Origin of the sequence: Vibrio eleionomae (assembly GCF_009874545.1) — a bacterium.
Lineage (GTDB): Bacteria > Pseudomonadota > Gammaproteobacteria > Enterobacterales > Vibrionaceae > Vibrio > Vibrio nitrifigilis.
Genome location: NZ_WEKT01000013.1, coordinates 47,754 through 68,530, shown reverse-complemented (window position 1 = coordinate 68,530; position 20,777 = coordinate 47,754). Strand labels below are relative to the sequence as shown.

The 20,777-nt window shown below is 42.8% G+C and carries 17 protein-coding genes; 9 read left to right on the top strand and 8 right to left on the bottom strand.

Annotated elements, in window-relative coordinates:
- Nucleotides 1–508 precede the first annotated feature (508 nt).
- Nucleotides 509–1,783, top strand: a complete 1,275-nt coding sequence (locus F9817_RS09625; protein WP_161154885.1) for an outer membrane protein transport protein — start codon at nt 509–511, stop codon at nt 1,781–1,783.
- A gap of 637 nt (nt 1,784–2,420) precedes the next feature.
- Here F9817_RS09625 and F9817_RS09620 read toward each other — a convergent pair.
- Together F9817_RS09620 and F9817_RS09615 are read right to left on the bottom strand one after the other, a co-directional pair.
- Entirely contained in the window at nt 2,421–2,894 is a 474-nt protein-coding gene (locus F9817_RS09620; RefSeq protein ID WP_161154883.1) for a low molecular weight protein-tyrosine-phosphatase, read from the bottom strand.
- A gap of 116 nt (nt 2,895–3,010) precedes the next feature.
- The gene (locus F9817_RS09615; RefSeq protein ID WP_161154881.1) at nt 3,011–4,156 is read right to left on the bottom strand and encodes a pectate lyase family protein; all 1,146 of its coding nucleotides are present in this window, start codon (nt 4,154–4,156) and stop codon (nt 3,011–3,013) included.
- A 378-nt stretch (nt 4,157–4,534) separates the two neighbouring features.
- Here F9817_RS09615 and cobO point away from each other — a divergent pair, with 378 nt between their 5' ends.
- On the top strand, nt 4,535–5,140 hold the full coding sequence (gene cobO, locus F9817_RS09610) for a cob(I)yrinic acid a,c-diamide adenosyltransferase (RefSeq protein ID WP_161154879.1): 606 nt from the start codon (nt 4,535–4,537) through the stop codon (nt 5,138–5,140).
- 102 nt (nt 5,141–5,242) lie between these two features.
- Here cobO and F9817_RS09605 read toward each other — a convergent pair whose 3' ends face one another.
- On the bottom strand, nt 5,243–6,100 hold the full coding sequence (locus F9817_RS09605) for a recombinase family protein (protein ID WP_161154877.1): 858 nt from the start codon (nt 6,098–6,100) through the stop codon (nt 5,243–5,245).
- Between the two features lie 153 nt (nt 6,101–6,253).
- Entirely contained in the window at nt 6,254–7,057 is an 804-nt protein-coding gene (locus F9817_RS09600; protein WP_161154875.1) for a MerR family transcriptional regulator, read from the bottom strand.
- Nucleotides 7,058–7,162: 105 nt separating this feature from the next.
- Between F9817_RS09600 and F9817_RS09595 the strand changes: the two genes are divergently transcribed.
- Nucleotides 7,163–8,941, top strand: coding sequence for a tannase/feruloyl esterase family alpha/beta hydrolase (locus tag F9817_RS09595; protein ID WP_161154873.1), 1,779 nt, complete (start codon nt 7,163–7,165; stop codon nt 8,939–8,941).
- Nucleotides 8,942–8,980: 39 nt separating this feature from the next.
- Here F9817_RS09595 and F9817_RS09590 read toward each other — a convergent pair whose 3' ends face one another.
- The gene (locus F9817_RS09590) at nt 8,981–9,910 is read right to left on the bottom strand and encodes a LysR family transcriptional regulator (RefSeq protein WP_161154871.1); all 930 of its coding nucleotides are present in this window, start codon (nt 9,908–9,910) and stop codon (nt 8,981–8,983) included.
- Nucleotides 9,911–10,009: 99 nt separating this feature from the next.
- On the opposite strand from F9817_RS09590, the gene F9817_RS09585 reads away from it, so the two are divergent.
- The 4 genes from F9817_RS09585 to F9817_RS09570 are packed head-to-tail and all read left to right on the top strand — an operon-like array spanning nt 10,010 to nt 13,207.
- On the top strand, nt 10,010–10,582 hold the full coding sequence (locus tag F9817_RS09585) for a UbiX family flavin prenyltransferase (protein WP_161154869.1): 573 nt from the start codon (nt 10,010–10,012) through the stop codon (nt 10,580–10,582).
- Nucleotides 10,579–10,941, top strand: a complete 363-nt coding sequence (lpdD, locus tag F9817_RS09580) for a prenylated flavin chaperone LpdD (protein ID WP_161154867.1) — start codon at nt 10,579–10,581, stop codon at nt 10,939–10,941. The genes F9817_RS09585 and lpdD overlap by 4 nt, the downstream gene beginning before the upstream one ends.
- Before the next feature lie 31 nt (nt 10,942–10,972).
- On the top strand, nt 10,973–12,475 hold the full coding sequence (locus F9817_RS09575; RefSeq protein ID WP_161154865.1) for a UbiD family decarboxylase: 1,503 nt from the start codon (nt 10,973–10,975) through the stop codon (nt 12,473–12,475).
- Between the two features lie 12 nt (nt 12,476–12,487).
- Nucleotides 12,488–13,207, top strand: a complete 720-nt coding sequence (locus F9817_RS09570; protein ID WP_161154863.1) for a DUF554 domain-containing protein — start codon at nt 12,488–12,490, stop codon at nt 13,205–13,207.
- Nucleotides 13,208–13,258: 51 nt separating this feature from the next.
- Here F9817_RS09570 and F9817_RS09565 read toward each other — a convergent pair whose 3' ends face one another.
- The 3 genes from F9817_RS09565 to apbC form a co-directional block, all read right to left on the bottom strand.
- On the bottom strand, nt 13,259–15,400 hold the full coding sequence (locus F9817_RS09565; RefSeq protein WP_161154861.1) for an AsmA family protein: 2,142 nt from the start codon (nt 15,398–15,400) through the stop codon (nt 13,259–13,261).
- A 125-nt stretch (nt 15,401–15,525) separates the two neighbouring features.
- Complete coding sequence (udk, locus tag F9817_RS09560) at nt 15,526–16,167, bottom strand: uridine kinase (protein WP_161154859.1); 642 nt, start codon at nt 16,165–16,167, stop codon at nt 15,526–15,528.
- 186 nt (nt 16,168–16,353) lie between these two features.
- Entirely contained in the window at nt 16,354–17,427 is a 1,074-nt protein-coding gene (gene apbC / locus F9817_RS09555) for an iron-sulfur cluster carrier protein ApbC (protein ID WP_161154857.1), read from the bottom strand.
- A 155-nt stretch (nt 17,428–17,582) separates the two neighbouring features.
- Between apbC and metG the strand changes: the two genes are divergently transcribed.
- Both metG and F9817_RS09545 read left to right on the top strand, forming a co-directional pair.
- Nucleotides 17,583–19,634 carry a methionine--tRNA ligase gene (metG, locus tag F9817_RS09550; protein WP_161154855.1) on the top strand — a complete coding sequence of 684 codons (2,052 nt, stop codon included), beginning with the start codon at nt 17,583–17,585 and terminating at the stop codon, nt 19,632–19,634.
- A gap of 305 nt (nt 19,635–19,939) precedes the next feature.
- Entirely contained in the window at nt 19,940–20,746 is an 807-nt protein-coding gene (locus tag F9817_RS09545; protein ID WP_161154853.1) for a hypothetical protein, read from the top strand.
- Nucleotides 20,747–20,777: the final 31 nt, after the last annotated feature.

Sequence of the window (20,777 nt, the reverse complement as noted above, 5' to 3'; positions counted from 1 at the left end):
AAATTTGAATTAGATCAATTTTAAGGTGATTTATAAGCAGCATGAAATTGAAACTTGATTCAAAACAATCTCTGTGCATATTTTTCTTTACAACTCACTACCAGCAAGGCTACCGCGCGTAAAGGGAATGACCATTCCTACCGTGATAAAACTCTGACTTCTGCATCTTGAGGGCATTTGGGGATATTTATATTAAAAATCTATTTTTTCACCTCAAAATGACGTTTTACCAGAAAATCTCTCTTTTCTCGTTAGCGTGGTGCATATACTCCTATTTTAAACCGCAAGCAGCACGTCAAAAACTGGGGAAACCCCATTAGAGCATAAACTCTATTTCATTCAGTTTCATAGCCTATTTACCTCATTTAGCCGTCAGTTTGGCAAATTTATCGCCAAATTAGCCAATGGTCGGATATGTATCCTTTACACTAACGACTAGTATCTGCACCTTCTTGAGCAATTGCTCGAAATAACGCCCAAAAGAGGCGGAGTTTTATAGGAAATACACATGAAAAAGACGCGTCTGTTTACCAAAACACTGATTGCTTCGACCATATGTCTAGCGACTCAGCAAGCTGCTGCTGCCGGGTTCCAACTTAATGCCCAATCAGCAACAGGCCTTGGCCGTGCTTTTGCTGGTGACGCGGTCATTGCAGATAACGCTGCATCAATGGCTCGTAACCCTGCAACAATGGCGCTATTTGACAAAACCTCTTTTTCTTTGGGTTTTGAAACGATCACGACCATGATCGATGTTAAAGATGCCACCTATAATGGGACGACATCGATTGATGATACGGACGACGTTGGTGGCACCTCCGTAGCCCCTAACATTCATTTGATCGTACCAGTGAATGATAAATTTGCTTGGGGTATCGATGCTTATTCAAACTTCGGTACAAAAACAGAATTCTCTAGTGATTACACCGCCTCTGAATACGGTGGTTTGACTGACCTTAAAAGCTTTAACTTTTGCCTTGCTGGCTCATACCGTTTAAGCAAAGAATGGAGCTTTGGTGCAGGCTTAGACATTATCTATGGTCAAGGCACGATGAAGCGCAAAGCAAGTGCGACACTTGCAGCAGCAACAAACTACAAATTAGGTACGTCTCTTACTGCCGGTACTGCGCTAGTAAACGTAGACAAAGCGGATGGTTGGGCTGTCGGTTTTAACCTTGGTACAGTGTACGAAATGGATGAAAATAACCGTTTTGGCTTTGCTTACCACTACAGCCCTGAATTCAAAGCGAAAGACGATTATGGCCAAGAGATCACTCTACCACTACCAGACATCGCAGAATTCTCTGGCTACCACCGTATTAAAGACACTCGTTTTGCCGTGCACTACAGCGTTCAATGGATCGGTTGGAGTTCATTTGACAATATCGACTTTGATAACCTAGATTCAAGCCGTTCACCTATTGTTGCTATGACATCAGCTGGCGAAACATACGAAAAACAGTATGACTGGCAAGATGGCTGGCACTATGCGATTGGTGGTACTTTCTACGTGAATAAGACTTGGACTCTACGTGCAGGCTATATGTACGATACCAGCGCTCAAGATTCCGTTACTTCGATTTCAGTACCAGATTCAGATCGCCAATGGTTCTCAACTGGCCTAACCTACACGATTGACGATCAGTCAAATGTTGACTTCGGGGTCACTTACCTACTAGGTAAAGATGTCGATGTTAAAGAAACGTCTGCAGGTACAACCCTAACAGCAACAACTCGTGCTGATGCTGTTTTGATGGGATTGCAATACAGCCGTACTTTCTAAGCTCTTCCAGTTAGTAAAAAGGTCGCTAAGCGGCCTTTTTACTCTGTACTAAAAGAAAACTCTCTCATTAAATGACAAGAAAAAGTTGAGATGATTGGAGCGACACAGGATGACACTCCAACGATGAGGGATTGCTCAGCCACCTCCCCAATGGCAGAAAACACCGTGAGATCACGAAAATCAAAAGGCCTTAAAATTTTGTCTTCGCCTACGCTGTTCACTGTTCGCTTGCACGACCTGAGCAATATTCTTTCTTACCTACCCGAGAAAAAACCTCAGGTGATCAAAATACTTATTGTGTTTAGCCGCAACCTAATGGCTAACACCCTATCACCTTACTCACTAGCTTACGCTAATTACTCATAAGAGATCGCTTTAGCAGCTCACATAAAACACATTATTTAATAACGGATATCATTACCCTGCATCCCCAAAAGCGTGATTAGTATCATCTATTTACAACTTAGTTGTTTTACAATCAGATAGTTACACACGTTCAATGGAAATACCACACCACTTTAGTAGTATATTAATTAGTAAGTGTTATATTAACATTTTTTCATATTGTACTAGTGTTGTCTGGATCGACACAAAAATCAAATAGATTTTTACCTAAATTTTACATATCTATTCATAGCTAGTGACATTCGCACACCTTTCTTAAAATTGCTTCGGCCGATAGTTCCAATAAATCTAACACTAAATCGAACCCTTTATCTCCCCCATAATAGGGATCGGGAATTTCATGATAATCTGACGCTATGTGACTCAATAATAATGAAATCTTGTGTTGAAATTCCTTTGGGCAATCATGCAATAAGTCACGCTTATTTTGTTCATCAGCAGCAAAAATATAGTCAAAATCGACGAAATCTTGCTTCTGTATTTGCCGCGACCGGATGCCTTTAAACGAATAACCTCTAGCTTGACCTGCTGCTTGTGCCCGTGGATCTGGGGACTCGCCTTGGTGATAGGCAATCGTTCCTGCAGAATCAATATCTACCTTTATACCTAATTGCTCCGCTTTGACTCTAAACACAGCTTCAGCAGTTGGCGAACGACAAATGTTCCCCATACAAACAACTAAAATAGACACGGGTTTATCTACCATTAACGACTCCTCATCACACGTAAACACTTTCCCATTACCGAAAGTGACTGCTTATGCAGCGTAATCAAAATAGCAGTCTCTACCAATAAAGGAAAAGTGTTCTTGATTACGTTCTATTATTGTGGCCCGGCACTCGCTTCAACCACACTCGGTACATTGCTCGCAGACGTCACCGTATAACTGTAATCACCAGGGAAGGAAGAGAAACTGTCCCCAGTACTTGAGGTACCCGTCGTGTTACTGTACGTATTGTTCTTCTCGTAGAACTTATAGTCATAACCGCTGGAGTCCTCTGAGATCGTATTAGTATTATTGGTGTAATAGAAATAATTCGATTCAGAATACAGCACGCCACCACTTACAATCTGATCGGCCTCGTATTGTTTCTGCGTGTACTCATTACCATCTTCAGCCGTGACCGTGCCAGTTAACGCCGGATGGTTATCAAATAAATTACTATATTGATGAACCCATCCACGATACAAAGGACGTCCACGCATATTAGGTCCAAACCAGTTATGATGGACCGTCACATGTAAATATCCAGTTGCTACATAAGAGTCAGAATAATTTGCACCGATAACCATCGCCAGACGCTCACCAGCTAAATCCGTATACGATCCCACCCAATTCCAGAGAGGGTCAGGACTCATATTTGCCCAATCGTCCGTAAAATAGAAATGATTATAGGAAATAGTGACATCGTCAGATGAAAGCGTCACACTCATTAAATCATCACTGGTATCAAAGAAGTTACAATGCGTAATGTAGGCGTTGGTAATACGGCGCAATGAAACGCCTTCGTAGTTAATCCCAACGTTGTCATCAGTACCATAAATCTGTGTTGGTAGATTTTGTAAATCAGAGATATTGCCGTAGAAAGAAAGGTTGGAAATTTTGATATTTTCAATATTGGTACCGGTACTCAGTTGCTCCCCATCAAACTTCAGTTGGATGTTTTCTAGAGCAGCATTACCACCTGAAGCGCCTTCAATCGTGGTGTTGTTCCAGTCAGTTGTGGCAAAGGTAAGGGTAGTTAGAGAACTACCGCCATAAATCGTACCTTTAACTATAATGTGGTGAGAACCATTAGCAATCGCGGCTTTAAGTTCTGCTAGTGTCGTTACTGTTGTAGACGTATAGCTATCACCACCCGTTGTAGTGGCATAGCCACCTGTATCCGCTGCTTGCGCTACTCCCAAAGATAAACTGGAAAGAAAACACAACGCAACAGCGCTCTTTTTTAACGCTTGGACATTCATTGAACGTCTCCCGTGTATCACACAATTCGTGTTAAGGTTTCCCTTAGTCACACCCATACACACAAATGAGCACTTAGTTTATGTGTATTTAGTTGAGTAATACTTTCTTACAAGAAAATAAAATTGTTATTTAAAAAGAATGAATTGGGTTCCAACTAATTCCATAGCACGGCTAAATATCACACAGATCTTGCTATAAACCTATCAAATACGATAACAAAAAAAGAATACAATTCATCAACTTACAGAACAGTAAACGGTTAATTATGAACAATGATCTGTTCATAAATACTGAGCAGTTGCCCTTTGGTTCTTCATGGTTTTTTGTAGTGACCATATTGGGTTATTATTCTTAAATACGAACGATGAGGATGGATTATGTCTGAGGACAAGACAAAACAAGAGCGCCACAAAGCTCGACAACAAAAAGTAAAAGATAAAGTAGATGCAAAAATCGCCTCAGCTCAAGAAGTCAAAGGATTACTGCTGATTATCACGGGTAATGGAAAAGGGAAATCGACTTCAGGATTCGGTACCGTCGCTCGTGCGTTAGGGCACGGTAAACGATGTGCTGTTGCACAGTTTATCAAAGGAACATGGGATAATGGTGAGCGTAACCTACTAGAAAAACTAGGGGTTGAGTTCCAAGTCATGGCCACTGGTTTTACTTGGGAAACTCAAAATAAAGAAACGGATACCGCAGCGGCTCAGGTGGTATGGCAAGAGTGTCAGCGTATGCTAAAAGATGAGACGCTCGATGTCGTACTATTTGATGAACTCACTTACATGGTGAATTACGGTTATATCGATTTAGATGAAGTCATTGAAGCGTTAACCCATCGCCCAGCAATGCAATCGGTCATCATTACAGGCCGAGCCGCACACCGCCAATTGATAGAGATTGCCGATACTGTTTCCGAAGTGAAAAATATCAAGCATGCTTTTGAGTCCGGTGTAAAAGCCTTGCAAGGCGTCGATTGGTAATTAATTAGACACTTACTCTCTAAAAGGTAAGTGTCAATTCTTCACCCTCCGCAGAACCGACACTTTCATTTTCAGCGATGCCTATTCAAGGCTATGTAAGACTTATTCGCTTTCTGTACTCTCAGTTTCTGGAACAATCTTGCCCTGACCACGACGGCGACCTTTCCCTTCACCGTACATTTTGTGGCCTCGACCTTTTTCGTGTCCCATGCCTTTACCGTGATCGCGACTACCATCACCTCGACTACCATCACCTCGACTACCATCACCTCGACTACCATCACCTCGACTACCATGACCTCTACCACCGTGGCCTTTACCACCATGACCTCTGCCACCATGCCCACGACCGCGCAAAGTGCCTAATTCATCTTGCTGCTTAATTTTCGCTTTAACACGTTTAACTGTAGATAAACTTGCACCAGTTTCATCAGCGACGGCTTGCAACGTTTTACCTTCAAACAAGGCTTGAGCGATTTCTTGATGCTGACCTTCGTTTTTCTGGCGACCACGGAACTTTTCCTTCCAGTGACCCGGCTCTTGTTTTAGAGCGCGACGACCGAGTTCTGCAGCAAACAAGCGGCGATGTTTTTCAGATTCAGCATAACCTTTTAGCATTTTAATCAACGCATCACTGATGTTATCGTTTAGCTTAAATTCTAGTGATTCCACATTCGATTTGATCGTAATGCCTTTATCAATCAGCGTCTTGATATTGTTTAGGCAATGTGAAAACTCTTTACCTAATTCATCAATCCACCAAACAACAAGCTCATCACCGTTTTCTAATTTGGCATCAAGCTCTTGGAACTTAGGTCGCTCACTGAGAGGAACGCCCCCTTTTATGCCAGTCTCTACAAATAATTCAATGTCTTGATACTGGGTTTTCAATGCTTCGATACGAGAATCAATATCTTTAATTTTTGGTGATACACGAATGTAACCATAACAATGACTCATAGTTTCTTCCTTTTTTGGTTCATTTTATCATGTGGTTCATATTAGAACCTATTTATGGACCAGTCAACCTAATGAACCAAAAATGCAGTGACTAAGCAAAATCAAAAAAAGAGAATGGGGTTATAAATCCACTATTAATATGATTTATATGAATTATTTACCGATATGAAGCAAAATTTGCACAATGAATTTTTGTTTATTCTGTTCCATCATCGGCCCACTCACTTGCTGGATGTAAATTGTTTCTGGGATCGAATGACCAGACTGATGCACTAATTGAATTAATTCCCCTACCGCCGGGTTGTTCTCCATGCTTCCCGCACTGTATACCGACCAATACCGCCCAGCAGGCATCATCATGGTACGGTGCTTCATCAAGCGAGCATCATCAACATACATCGCTAATAATGGGTAGGCGTTGCCATTAACGGCACTACTGGCGGTGATCACACCGTGAGTTTTTAAATACGCCCATGAAGGTTCACCAATAATGCGGTGAATTGTGGCAAACAAATCCACTATATGAGTTGGTTCCGTTCCACTCTCTACATAACCAAGCGTCGTGGCATCCCGATATACACAAAATGGCTGATTAAGATTATCTTTGACAAAGGCCATCTCTTCGAGGCGATGGATAGCCTCGCCAAGCTGATTATGCGCTATTTCCAACTGACGCATTTCCTCTCTCAAAGCGAGATGACTCTCTTTGAATTGTGCGATCATATCTTTGGTCATGCCGCCTTGTAGTAACGAGGCAATCGTCGTATTTGACATTTTTGCCTTTTGTAACAGTGTAATCACTTCAGCCTGAGCAATTTGTTTCACTGTATATTGCCGATACCCATTGGGCTGGCGCAAAGGCGTTAACAAATTAATTTTGTCAAAGAAACGCAGTGTATGAGGTGAAATATCCGTTATTCGAGAAAATTCTTGAATAGAAAACAGTCTGATACCCAAGTGTGACAACCTCACTAATTTGCAAAATAGCTCTTTACCTTAGAGTAACTCTAACCTTTACACTTTTCACTATTAGATATGTTCAATAATCGATTGAGGTGATTAATGAAAATAAAAATATTGCTCAGCGCTGCTATTGCGCTCATGGTGTTAGTGGGGTGCAGTCACCAGCACAAGGCGACACAAAATCACGCCACCACAACGGACACCTTAACGGAAGTGTCTCCTGTCGCCGATTGCGCTTCACTGAGCCAAGTTGACCTGGTCGCTTTAGGGGGCAAAGGCAGTCAAGTGCTCAGTGCAAAAGAGACCAAAGATCAACAAGGACACGTGGTCTGTCAGGTGAAAGGGACACTGGCTCCGACCATCAGTTTTACAGTACAACTTCCTAAGCAAGGCTGGAGCCAACGCTATATGCAGTTAGGTTGTGGTGGCTTATGTGGCCGTGTCGACTTACGTGTCGGTGCAGCAGACCAATGCCCACTGGTACTCGGTTCAAATATGGTGTTAGCCGCGACAGATATGGGACATGATGGTCCAAGTAGTGATTTTGGCGATAACGCTCAAAAACGAATTGATTTTGCCTATCGTTCAGTGCACATCACGTCGTTGGCCGCCAAGACATTAATCCGTCACTATTACGGCCAAAATGCCCGGTACTCCTATTTTAACGGGTGTTCAGATGGCGGGCGAGAAGCCTTGATGGAAGCCCAACGCTTCCCTAAAGATTTTAACGGGATTATTGCGGGAGCACCTGCAATGAACTTTTCGGTACAAAACTCCATGCATCACGGTTGGTTAGCCACTGTGAATACAGGTAAAGATGGTCAACCGCTAATTACTGCCGATGACGTGCCTCTTATCCATCAAGCAGTGCTTGATCAATGCGACGCATTAGACGGCCTTAAAGATGGCTTGTTGAGCGACCCACGCCAATGTCACTTTAATCCTCAAGTTCTGTCGTGTAAAAAGGGCCAGACCGAACAGTGTCTAACTCAGGATCAAATCACAGCATTGAAGCGCATCTATGCGGGCCCTCATGATCCCAAAACAGGAATAGCACTTACCTTAGGAGCCCCACTTCCTGGCTCTGAGTTAGCATGGCCAGGGGTATTTGTTCCGCGCAAAAATTCTAGCCAAATTTTCAGCACCATGATTGCTGAAAGTGCGTTACAAAAAGTGCTATTTGAACACAATCCGCAGCACTTCAGTTTAAGCGATTTAAAATTTAATCTCGCAACCTTTGATAAATTGCGTCCTCTATACGGCATGTATAGCGCCGTGGATCCTGATTTAAAAGCGTTCAAAGCCTATGGCGGTAAATTAATCTTATGGCATGGTTGGTCTGATCAGCACATTTCACCGATCAATAGTATTGCTTACTACGAAGCTGTGAAGAATTACATGGGAGCAAAAGAACAAAGCGAGTTTATGAACTTCTATTTGATTCCTGGTATGCACCACTGCTTTGGTGGGGATGGTCCAAGTTCGTTTGATTTGTTGACGCCACTAACTAAATGGGTAGAACAAGGTCAGAAGCCTGATGGCATCTTAACCACTCAAACATCAAAACCGAAATGGGATGGTGCAGGCGCGCCTGAAAAACTCGCAAAGAAAAAAGCGCAACGTAAAGGCAAACCTGGACATGCTAAACAGGGCAAAGTGCTACGTACTCGCCCAGTTTACCCATTCCCTTATGTCGCGGTATATAACGGGAGTGGCGATGTAAATCAAGCCGTCAATTTCCATAAAGCGATGGGGACTGAAGGACCGGCTACTTATTCTTGGGCAGGTGCAGAATATTATGACACTAACAAACAGTTAAACTGTCAACCGGTCAATAATCAGCTGCAATGTACAACCCGAAAAGAAATCATTGAGTAAACATTATGTGTCTGGATAGGGCTATTGGCCCTATCCTTTTTAATCCACTCGATGACACGGGTGATTGACGATTTCATTAATAATATGATCGCGAAACCATTGGTGAGAGCTGTCGTTATTAAATTTTTCATGCCAGTACACGGAATGCTGTGACTGTGCAACATCGAAAGGGAGTGAGCGGTATGTCAGTCCAAAATCTTTTGCCATATTGGCCGCCTGATGTTTAGGGACAACTGAAATTAATTCACTATCACGAATGGCTACATACATCTGAATGTACCCTTGGGTAATCAATCGAACGTTACGCTTAAGCTGATGATTTTTTAAATACCGATCGATCTGTTTAGAACTCCCCCCTCCAGTAATGGTTTGAGCGTGAGGCTGAGCCAAAAACTCTTCCATAGTGATGGTTTCTTTATTCGCTAGCGGGTGTTTTTCACTCATCACCATAACCCAATCGTCTTTATCAATGACCTTACGGATAAAGTTCGGTGCAAAATCTTCATCAATGGTGATCACGAAATCGATCAATCCTTCCAGCAGTAAACTACGTGCCTGAACATCCCAGTTGATAATGTGAAAAGAGAGCTGCGATTCATCGTGTAAATAGGGTTTGATAACGTCTGGCATGATGTACACGCTAACATAATCAGGACAAGCAATAATAAACTCACGCTTGTCTTTCAAAGGGTCATAACTGGCAGCAAATATATCGTTTAATCCAGAAAGAACGCCACTCAAGGTCGCTTGGATATTGTGCGCAGTTGGGGTTAACTGCATATGACTTCCTACACGCACCAACAGTTTATCATTCAATATCTTACGAAGTTGAGCCAAGTGCTTACTCATGGTTGGCTGAGCAATACCGAGATGGTCAGCTGCGGCTGTCACGCTGCGATATTCTAACAATGCATTTAATGGCACTAACAAATTCATATTGATGTTATTAAGTGGTTTGACTGACTTCATTTAACATTCCAAAACGTGATATTTGATATTCATATTACGTTATAGCCATGATCACAACAATCTCTATACTAGAAACCTTAGTAATTAAAGGGGAAATACATGACTACACGCAGAATCGTTGTTGGAGTGAGTGGAGCCAGTGGTGTCCCACTTGCGTTCAACTTACTGAAAGAATTAAGAAATCATTCTGAAATAGAAACACACCTCGTAGTATCTGGTGGTACTGAGCGAACCATTGAAATGGAAACCGACTATGACCTTCTCGAGCTACACTGCCTAGCCGATGTCCTACACGACAATGAGAATATCGGTGCGAGCATTGCTAGCGGTACCTTCCGTGTCGACGGTATGATTGTTGTGCCATGTAGCATGAAAACCCTCGCAGGAATCGCTCACGGTTATTCTGATAACTTATTGCTTCGTGCGGCTGATGTGAATATCAAAGAGCGCCGTAAATTAGTGCTCGTGACTCGCGAGACGCCTCTCAGCCGATTGCACCTCAAGAATATGCTGACTGCGACCGAATATGGCGCAATCATCATGCCACCAATGCTCACTTACTATAACCATCCTGAAACGATTGAAGATATGGAAACCCATATCGTCGGCAAGATTTTACATGAGTTCGATATTGAAGCGACTCACTACAAACGCTGGTGTGAAGACAAATGATCACCCTCACTGAAACGCTGACTGACATTACCGTCACTTTACAACTTATCGAGGCTGGCCCTGATTATTGTGTGGTGATTTATGGGGGTGAATGCCCTCATATTGGTGCGGTGGCGATGGGACAACCAAGACCGAGCTTACAAGATTCAACTCAAACAAGTGCTTCTGTCTCTGTTCTCACAGTGATGGGACATAAAGAAGATTTACTTGCGCATTCTATCGCGCTGCGGTTGGCCTCACGCCTTAACGCAGTCGTGTGTGTGACGTGTGGTATTCACATCGATGATGCTCATCCAGATCAGATAAAAGTGATTCAGAAATTAGTGAACAAACTAATTGAAAAACTTATTGCTATCTAGATCAAAAATTCCACTTTTTGAAGGAAAAAACATGAAAACATATAAAGATCAAGATTATCTTCTAGCGCGTGAGTCAATCTCTGACCTACGTACAGCAATTGATTTTCTTTCTAAATACGAAGGTCAATTACTAGAAACTGATGTTGAAGTCGATCCAGTTGGTGAATTATCTGGTGTTTACCGTCACGTTGGCGCAGCAGGTACAACTATGCGTCCAACTAAAGAAGGTCCAATGATGCTTTTCAATAACGTGAAAGGCTTCACTAAATCTCCTGTTGCTATCGGTGTTCTTGCTAGCCGTGCTCGTACTGCGCTTCTTCTAGGTCACAAACCTGAAAACCTTGGCCGTGCCATGATGAACGCTGTAAACAACCCAATCAAACCGGTTGTTGTTGACCAGGCAGCATGTCAAGAAGTAGTTCACCTAGCAAGCGATCCTGATTTTGATATCCGTAAAATCATCCCTGCACCAACAAACACTGTTGAAGATGCAGGTCCATACGTCACTCTAGGTCTTGTTTACGCAGAAGATCCAGAAACTGGCGAAAGTGACGTAACTATCCACCGTCAATGTTTCCAAGCTCGTGATGAAGTGTCTATCTTCTTCTCCCCAGGTCGTCACATCGACGTATTCCGTCAAAAAGCGGAAGCAGCAGGCAAACCATTACCAATCACGGTGAACATTGGTCTAGACCCAGCGGTATACGTTTCAGCATGTTTCGAGCCACCAGTAACTCCAATTGGTTTTAACGAACTAGAAATCGCTGGTGCTTTCCGTAACAAAGCAGTCGAACTTGTACAAGCTAAAACAGTGGATACTAAAGCAATTGCTCACGCTGAAATCGTTATTGAAGGCGAAATCATGCCGGATTACCGCGTTGTTGAAGACCAAAACAGCAACACTGGTAAAGCAATGCCTGAATTCCCAGGATACACTGGCGGTGCAAACCCTAGCCTTCCTGTGATCAAAGTGAAATCTGTGACCACTCGTACAAACCCAATCACTCAAACTTGTATTGGTTGCAGTGAAGAGCACGTTTCTCTAGCGGGTATCTGTACTGAAGCAAGCATTCTGTCTATGACTGAACGTGCAATGCCAGGTCGTGTGAAAAACGTTTACGCGCACTCTTCAGGCGGCGGTAAATTGATGGCTGTAATGCAATTCGAAAAACAATCGCCAAAAGACGAAGGTCGTCAACGTCAAGCAGCACTTGTTGCATTTGGTGCGTTCCCAGAATTGAAAAACGTAATCATCGTAGGTGAAGACGTCGATCTCTTTGACTCAAACGATGTACTTTGGGCTCTTAACACTCGTCACCAAGCTGATGTAGATACCATAGTGATCCCTGGCGCATCAACTCACGTTCTTGATCCATCACAAATGCCTGACATGAGCCCATCAATCAAAGGCCGCGGTATTTCTTGTAAAACTATTTATGACTGTACTGTTCCATTCGAGCTAAAAGATACTCGTTTCCAACGTTCACAGTTCATGGAAGTTGATTACGAACGCTTCCTTCCAAAAAACAAATAAGGAAAACATAACATGATAGGTCCATTTATTAATGGCGCCGCAGTTATTATTGGCGGAGCTGGCGGGAGTTTTCTAGGTAGCAAAGTAAGCGAACGCGTTCGTAACGGTTTACCACTTATCTTTGGCCTAGCTTCTATGGGACTTGGTCTGGCAATGACTGGTCACGTAAAAAATCTATCAGCTGTTGTTCTTTCTATTCTGATTGGTTCAATCTTTGGCGAAGTCATTAACCTGGAAAAACACATCCAGACAGCGGCTGGCAAAGTAAAAGGCGCTATGGAACGTTTTGGTAGCCCTGCTGGTGCTGGTCTAAGCCAAGAAGAGTACATGGAAAAATTCATTGCGATTCTCGTGCTGCTTTGTGCAAGTGGTACGGGAGTATTCGGTTCAATGAACGAAGGTATGACTGGTGATCCAACCATGTTGATTATTAAAGCATTCCTAGACCTATGTACTGCTGGTATTTTCGCTATCACCTTAGGTTTGCCTGTTATGGTACTTGCAATTCCTCAATTCATTATTCAGGCATTGCTATATTTTGGTGCGGCTTCAATTATGCCATTAACCAACCCTGTTATGATTGCGGATTTCTCTGCTGTTGGTGGATTGATCATGTTTGCAACGGGGTTCCGTATCGCTGGTATTAAATCTTTCGCGATTGCGAATATGTTACCTGCACTGTTTATTGCGATGCCAGTGTCTTACTACTGGGTTGCATTTACGGGCCACTAAAATCCAAAAGAGGAGAGCATTCGCTCTCCTCTTTTTCCTTGTTGATGATGGCTAATTGAACAACCCTTTTAGTAAATTATTAACGGCTTTTTTGGTTTTCTCATCCTTGATTTTGTCATCGAGTTTCTTCAACCCTCGGTCAAGTTCCTTCTCAGCCTTCTTTTTCATCACATCATCAAAAATGAGTTTATATTTAGGTTTTTCCCATGAGCCGGTAATCTTAACAGGGATGGTGACATCACGAAGATCATCGATGCTTTTTCCGCCCTGCCCCTCTAACGAACCGACAATTGAAGTGCGCACCAACATATCGATATCACGATTAATATAATCAGCATTACCTGAACCATGAATTCTCAATAATGGTGACATCATCGATAAGTCATCAGTTTTAACCTTCCCTCCACTCAATGCCAATGTCGCAGTGAGGGCACTAAAATCTGTTTTTTTAGACTCGGTTTCCGTCACTTTTTCACCTTTAATACGAGCATAGGTCGTGCGGATGAGCTGAGGAATATTAATGCCGTTAATTGCTCCATCGGTAAACTCAGTGCGAGCTTTACCCACTAGATTTTTCTGTATAGCCGTTGACGCCAACCCTGACCCTGAAAGATCGAAGGTAGCATTTGCTGTCCCCTCAAGGATATCCTTGTCTGCCACATCTTTAAGTAGAGGAAGCGCTTTTACATCTTTAATCGTGCCAATCAGATGATATTGTGCCGGCGCTTGACGTGCATCAAGTGTGATTTTTGTCGTCATGTTGCCTTGGTAAAGTTCAGTGGAGAACGGATTAATCGAAACCTGACCTCGATTAATCGCTAGCTTCATTGCAACATTACTCATTTGGGCATGCTGCAAAATCAAATGTCCTATTTTTATCTGGCCCGCAATATCTAGATTTTGTAATACAGACAAGTCAGGCTCTTTTTCAGCAGTTGGCGCTGGTTTTTGACTACCACTGGCAGACGGAGCTTCACCTTTTGCATTCGGCTTAGCTTTTTCCCCAGATTTATCGTTCTTCTGTGCTAAAAACACGTCCGCATCGATTTTATCACTGGCTAATTCAAACCTAACCTTAGGTATATCGGTTAATTCTGCCGTCATATTGCCAGTTAATACAGCGTCGTTTAGCGCAGCCTTCGTCAGTAATAATTTGATAGTTTGGTTGTCTAGGTCATAGGCCATGTTCGCCTCGAACGACACTTTTAATGGTGACTGAGGTAATCCATCTCCTGATAAATTTGCATCAACACCAAAAGCATCGACACCAATTTTGTTGAAATCTTTATTAACAATAACCGACGTTTTTCCCTTCAAATCAAACGTATTTGTACCACTGGTCCCGTTAGCTTGATACTCAATAGTATTTGCTTTACCCAGTTGAAATGCCGCAATATCTAGTTGTGCACTATCGATTTGAGTATCGCCACTGCTATAACTGGCTTTAATACTCAGATCCTTAAGTTGTGAACGAATCGGATCATCAGCAAGCTTAATTTGGCTGGTCCCCGACAATGCAAATTGCTGATTGTTATGTTGACCTTTAAAACCAAACGTCATGCTGGTCCACTCGTCAACGGCAAACTCAGTCAAACTCAATTGCACCTCATATAATTTGGTATAAGTGTTCGTTTGCTGATTTTGAATATCGAGCACAGCATTAACAATATCAACACCTTCTAATGAGACTTGCCAACGCTGGCTATTTTCTGTGGTTGTTTCTGCTGGCTGGGTAACCGATGATTGAGGCGTGGTACCGCTCGGCGAAACTGTTGATTGGGGTTGTTTCGTGTTATTCGGTTTTTTCTTTAACGCGTCAATATTCGATTGACCATTGGCCAAGGTTTCTAGATGCACTTCAGCACCTTCAACTCGCACATTGCCAATCTGCAACTTATGCTCTAACAACGCAAACAGTGATACATCGATATCCACGTGTTGGACTTTCAATAAATTAACTGAATTGTACCCAGTTGGATTTTTGAGTTCCGTTTTGCCCAACTCTAAACCAATCGCTGGGAAAAACTGCCAGCTAATATCACCTTCGATATTTAAGTCTAATCCCGTCTGTTGTTTTACTTTTTCCACCAGCAGAGGCTTAAACTGATTGGGGTTTACAAACATAACAAGAGCAAAAGCAGAACCGAATACGATCACCAAAATAGCGATAAGAATCATCGAAAGCTTTTTCATCTGCGCGTTCCTTGTTGTTGCAAGAGAAAATAATGGTCAACCCAAAAAGAAAGTGGCACATAGTAAACTATGTGCCACTTAATCTTATGAAAATATCACAGGTTTTTGCTATTTCTGAGTCAATTTTATGATTTAAGTAACTTAGAAATATGAGCTTTTAAAACATCAATCGCGATTCGGTTTTTACCGCCACGAGGCACAATGATATCGGCATGTTGTTTCGACGGTTCAATAAATTGTAAAAACATTGGACGTACTGTTTTTTGATACTGCACCAAAACAGATTCCATAGTACGGCCACGTTCCTCTACATCACGTTTCAGACGACGTAAAAGACAGATATCTAGTGGTGTATCCATAAAGACACTAGCATGCATTAACTTACGTAGACGTGGTTCCGTTAGCAGAAGAATACCTTCCAGAATGATGACTTTTTTAGGGGTCAGCTGAGTGGTATTAGCTGTACGAGTATGATCTTTATAGCTGTATTCTGGAACATCAACGGCTTCGCCACGCAGTAGTTGCTCTAGATGATCACACAACAAATCATGATCCAACGCATTTGGATGGTCATAATTGGTTTTTACACGCTCTTCCATGCTTAGATGGCTCTGATCTTTGTAATAGCAATCTTCCGTAATCACCCCAATTTGATGATCGCCAACTTTAGCGCGAAGTTCCTTATAAATAGTACTCGCGATAAGGCTTTTTCCAGAAGCGGAAGCGCCAGCGATTCCGATGATGACGCATTGATTATTATCAGACATGTATTTGCACCCGATACGTGTAAATGTGAGGAATTAAGGTAAACCGCCTGATTATAGGGAGTTCATTGCAGAGATACCAGCTAGGATTAAGGGAAATTCCCTTTATTTCTGACTGTTTGATTAAACAAAAAGCAGAGTAAACGATTACATTCACTCTGCTTTTATTTAGAGCCTGCTGCGGTATAATTAAACCAGTTTTATATCAATCGCCTCAGGTTTTACTTTCCCTTGCCAATAGAGTGTTGAGCTAATGCGCTCCGCAAGATCCAAATAATACCCAGCATGTTCACTATCAGGACGACGAGCTACGGTCGGGATACCCGCATCAATATCCTCACGCATTGCGATATGCAGTGGAATCTGCGCTAACAAAGCAAGGCCATATTCCCCAGCTAATTGTTGCGCGCCCCCCGTACCAAAAATAAATTCCTTCGCACCGCAATTCGAACAAATGTGGTAACTCATATTTTCAATGAGCCCGACGACCGGAACATCCACTTTTTCAAACATCGCAGCGCCCTTACGAGCATCGGCCAAAGCCAGATCCTGAGGGGTTGTCACAATCACAGAGCCGGTAACAGGGATTTGCTGAGCTAATGTCAGCTGTATATCACCAGTACCTGGCGGCATATCAATTACCATATAATCGAGTTCTGGCCACTTGGTTTCATTCAATAGCTGCTCTAACGCTTTAGATGCCATCGGACCACGCCAAATTGCCGCTTCTTGTTTATCAACCAAATAACCTATTGAATGAGTGTGAATACCGTGAACCTTAATCGGTTTCATCCATTTATCATCAATCACCTCTGGCTTAGCATCGGTTGTACCTAACATCAGCGGTACAGACGGGCCATACACATCGGCATCAAGTAACCCAACGTTAGCACCTAAATGAGAGAGCGCTAAGGCTAGGTTAACGGCGGTTGTTGATTTACCCACCCCACCCTTTGCAGACGTGACTGCGATGATGTTTTTCACACCCGCAATGGATTTACCAACATGAGTTTCAAGTGGCTTTGGCGATACAGACACTGTGTATTCGAACGATGATACCTCTCCGTTTTGTCGCTGAGTTTCAATCCAGTCTTGCAATTCACGGATAATACTCTGAGCAGCAAAAGGGAAAGTAATCTGGTAAACACCGGCATCAGAAAGAGAGACCAAATTAGGCTGTAAAGCCCAATCAGTAATTAAATTAGGGTGAGAAAATTGATTTAGCCACGCGCAAAAGTCGTGCTTGGACGTCAACGAATGCATAAGTCCTCCTTTTTGGCGTATGCTATCATTCAATCTCTTGAGAAAGAAGCCTGAAAAATTAAGATATTCCCCCGTTCACCTTGGCGTTACAGGCATCATAAGGTAGTATTAACGACCAATCTTTTTATACCTATCAAGAAAGCGAATTATTAAGTATGGCAACTGAACCAAGAAAAATTTTGGTAACTTGTGCCCTTCCGTACGCTAACGGTTCTATTCACTTGGGTCATATGCTTGAGCATATCCAAGCGGATATTTGGGTACGTTACCAACGACTACGTGGCAACACTATTAACTTCATCTGTGCAGACGATGCTCACGGCACGCCAATTATGCTTAAAGCGCAACAGATGGGTATCACGCCAGAAGAGATGATCGCAGGTGTGAGCGAGGAACATCAAAAAGACTTCGCCGGTTTCGACATCAGCTTTGATAACTATCACAGCACCCATAGCGATGAAAACCGTGAGCTCGCATCACACATTTATCTTGAGCTGAAAAAAAATGGCTTTATCTCTAGCCGCACAATTTCTCAATTGTTCGACCCTGAGAAAGAGATGTTCTTGCCTGACCGCTTTGTAAAAGGCACTTGTCCTAAATGTAAAGCAGAAGACCAATACGGCGACAACTGTGACGTATGTGGTGAAACTTATAGCCCAACTGATCTGATCAATCCTCGTTCAGCAGTATCTGGTGCAACACCTGTCCTTAAAGATTCTGAACACTTTTTCTTCGACTTACCTCAATTTGAGAGCATGTTGAAAGAGTGGACCCGCTCTGGTTCGCTGCAAACAGAAACGGCGAACAAAATGCAAGAGTGGTTTGAGTCAGGCCTGCAACAGTGGGATATCTCACGTGATGCACCTTACTTCGGCTTTGAAATCCCTGGCGAGAAAAACAAATTCTTCTACGTTTGGCTAGATGCACCTATCGGTTACATGGGGTCATTCAAAAACCTATGTGACAAACGTGACAACCTAGACTTCGCTGAATACTGGAACAAAGACAGCTCAGCAGAGCTTTACCACTTCATCGGTAAAGACATCGTTTACTTCCACAGCTTGTTCTGGCCAGCCATGCTAGACGGCGCTGGTTACCGTAAACCAAACAACGTATTCGTGCACGGTTACGTAACGGTTAACGGCGCGAAAATGTCGAAATCAAAAGGGACTTTCGTTAAAGCAAGTACATACCTAAAACACTTAGATCCTGAGTGTCTGCGTTACTACTACGCGGCGAAACTCAATAGCCGTATCGATGACTTAGACCTAAACCTTGAAGACTTCACACAGCGTGTAAACGCAGACGTAGTCAACAAGATCGTGAACCTAGCGTCTCGTAACGCAGGCTTCATCACTAAACGTTTTGAAGGTCAACTATCCACTCAATTTGCAGAGCCCGCTCTATACCAAGAGTTTGCTGATGCAGCAGAGAGTATTGCAAACCTTTACGAAACACGTGAATTTGGTCGTGCTATTCGTGAAATCACAGCATTGGCAGACAAAGCAAACCAATACGTAGATGAGAAAGCACCTTGGGTCGTGGCGAAAGAAGAAGGTCGTGATCAAGATCTGCAGGACATTTGTACTGTCGGCATTAACCTGTTCCGCGTATTAATGACTTACTTGAAACCAGTAATGCCTTCACTCGCTGCTCGCTCTGAAGCATTCCTAAACCAAGAACTCACTTGGGAAGGTATTGCAGCGCCACTTACTGGCCATGAAATCAGTAAGTTCAAAGCGCTATTCAATCGTATCGATCCTAAACACGTCGAAGAGATGATTGAAGCATCTAAAAAAGAAGCAGCTGAAGAAAAAGCAAAAATTGAAGCGGCGGCACCAAAAGCACAACAAACAGAATTGGACAAAGATCCAGTTGCTGACGAAATCGAGTTTGATGATTTTGCTAAAGTGGATATGCGCATCGCTAAAATCATCTCTTGTGAAGAAGTGCCTAAAGCAAATAAACTGCTTAAATTCCAATTGGATATCGGTGGCGAAACTCGCCAAGTATTCTCTGGTATCAAAGCAGCATACAAACCAGAAGACTTGGTGGGTAAATACACTGTGATGGTGGCAAACCTGAAACCTCGTAAGATGAAGTTTGGTATGTCTGAAGGCATGATTCTCGCAGCTGGCCCTGGTGGCGACCAATTGTGGATTCTTGAACCACACGAAGGCGCTCAACCTGGCATGCGCGTCATGTAATCGACGATTGCTGTTACGTCAATCATTACCATTTTACGATTGATAGAACACCTATTAAACGCCGTGATTAACGTATTAATCACGGCGTTTTTTATATCAAATTTTATGCAAATACGTTCATTTAAAGGCAAACTAGCACCAGATTAGTGCAAGCATTCAACAGGTAAAAAATAACTTGCTGAATAATAATATAAATAAAGTTGGCATTAAGACTGCTTATAGATTATCAGATGCTGTGCGTTGTCGGTACTAATGAAGTATCACACAGCCCACTCCCGATATAAGTTACAGGAGTTTGCTCTTATATGTTTGTGCTTTTAGCCATGGCTATTTCTCTCGCGATTTTAGGCTTGATGTATCTCTATGCCAAACAACGTGAGAACGTGTCACAACGTAAATATGAATTACTCGTTGAATTACGCGAGGTGCTCTCGATTTGTCGACAACACCGCAGCGCAACTCACCATCAACTGATGTTTGGTGAAAACAACCACGATCAAGCGTTAGAACTAGAGCACCAACTGCAGCAACATGTCACTCATTTGATTCATATTGCAAACCTTGATACTAAGCCGATGTATCGTATTTTGCAGCGTAAACTTGAAGTGCTAACTCAAGATTGGCAAGACCGCTCTGTTGCTCGTAATCAAATGTTACACGGGCGAGCGATTAGGCACTGTATGTTCCTACTTGATGAAGTGATCTTGGCATGGCTATTAGAGGCTGGAAGGGAAGATCTTTCAGATGAGTACCACATTAACTGGCAACAAGTGATTGATGCAATGGATGCCTTAACTCAATTGCGCATCACCATTGATGTATTGGAAAAACCTAATGACAAAAAGCGCTTTTTCCTCAACGCTGGGTCAGTTTACCGAAAAGTCACGCAACTCTCGATGATCAGCAGTCTAACCATCGCCTCACCACATTGTGCCAAGGCGCTGCGACAGCTCCTCACATTCGAGCACCAGAACTCTCCTTTACCTTCAGCAGAAGAACTCTACGCTGTGACGACAGCTTTATCTCTGGCAATCGCGCAAGTGTATGACCATATGCTCAGCGAACTGATCGAAACCTTATATATTCCCTTGCCTAAGTTAGTTTTAGCATAAGACAATCAAAAAAGGCTTGGTAAACCAAGCC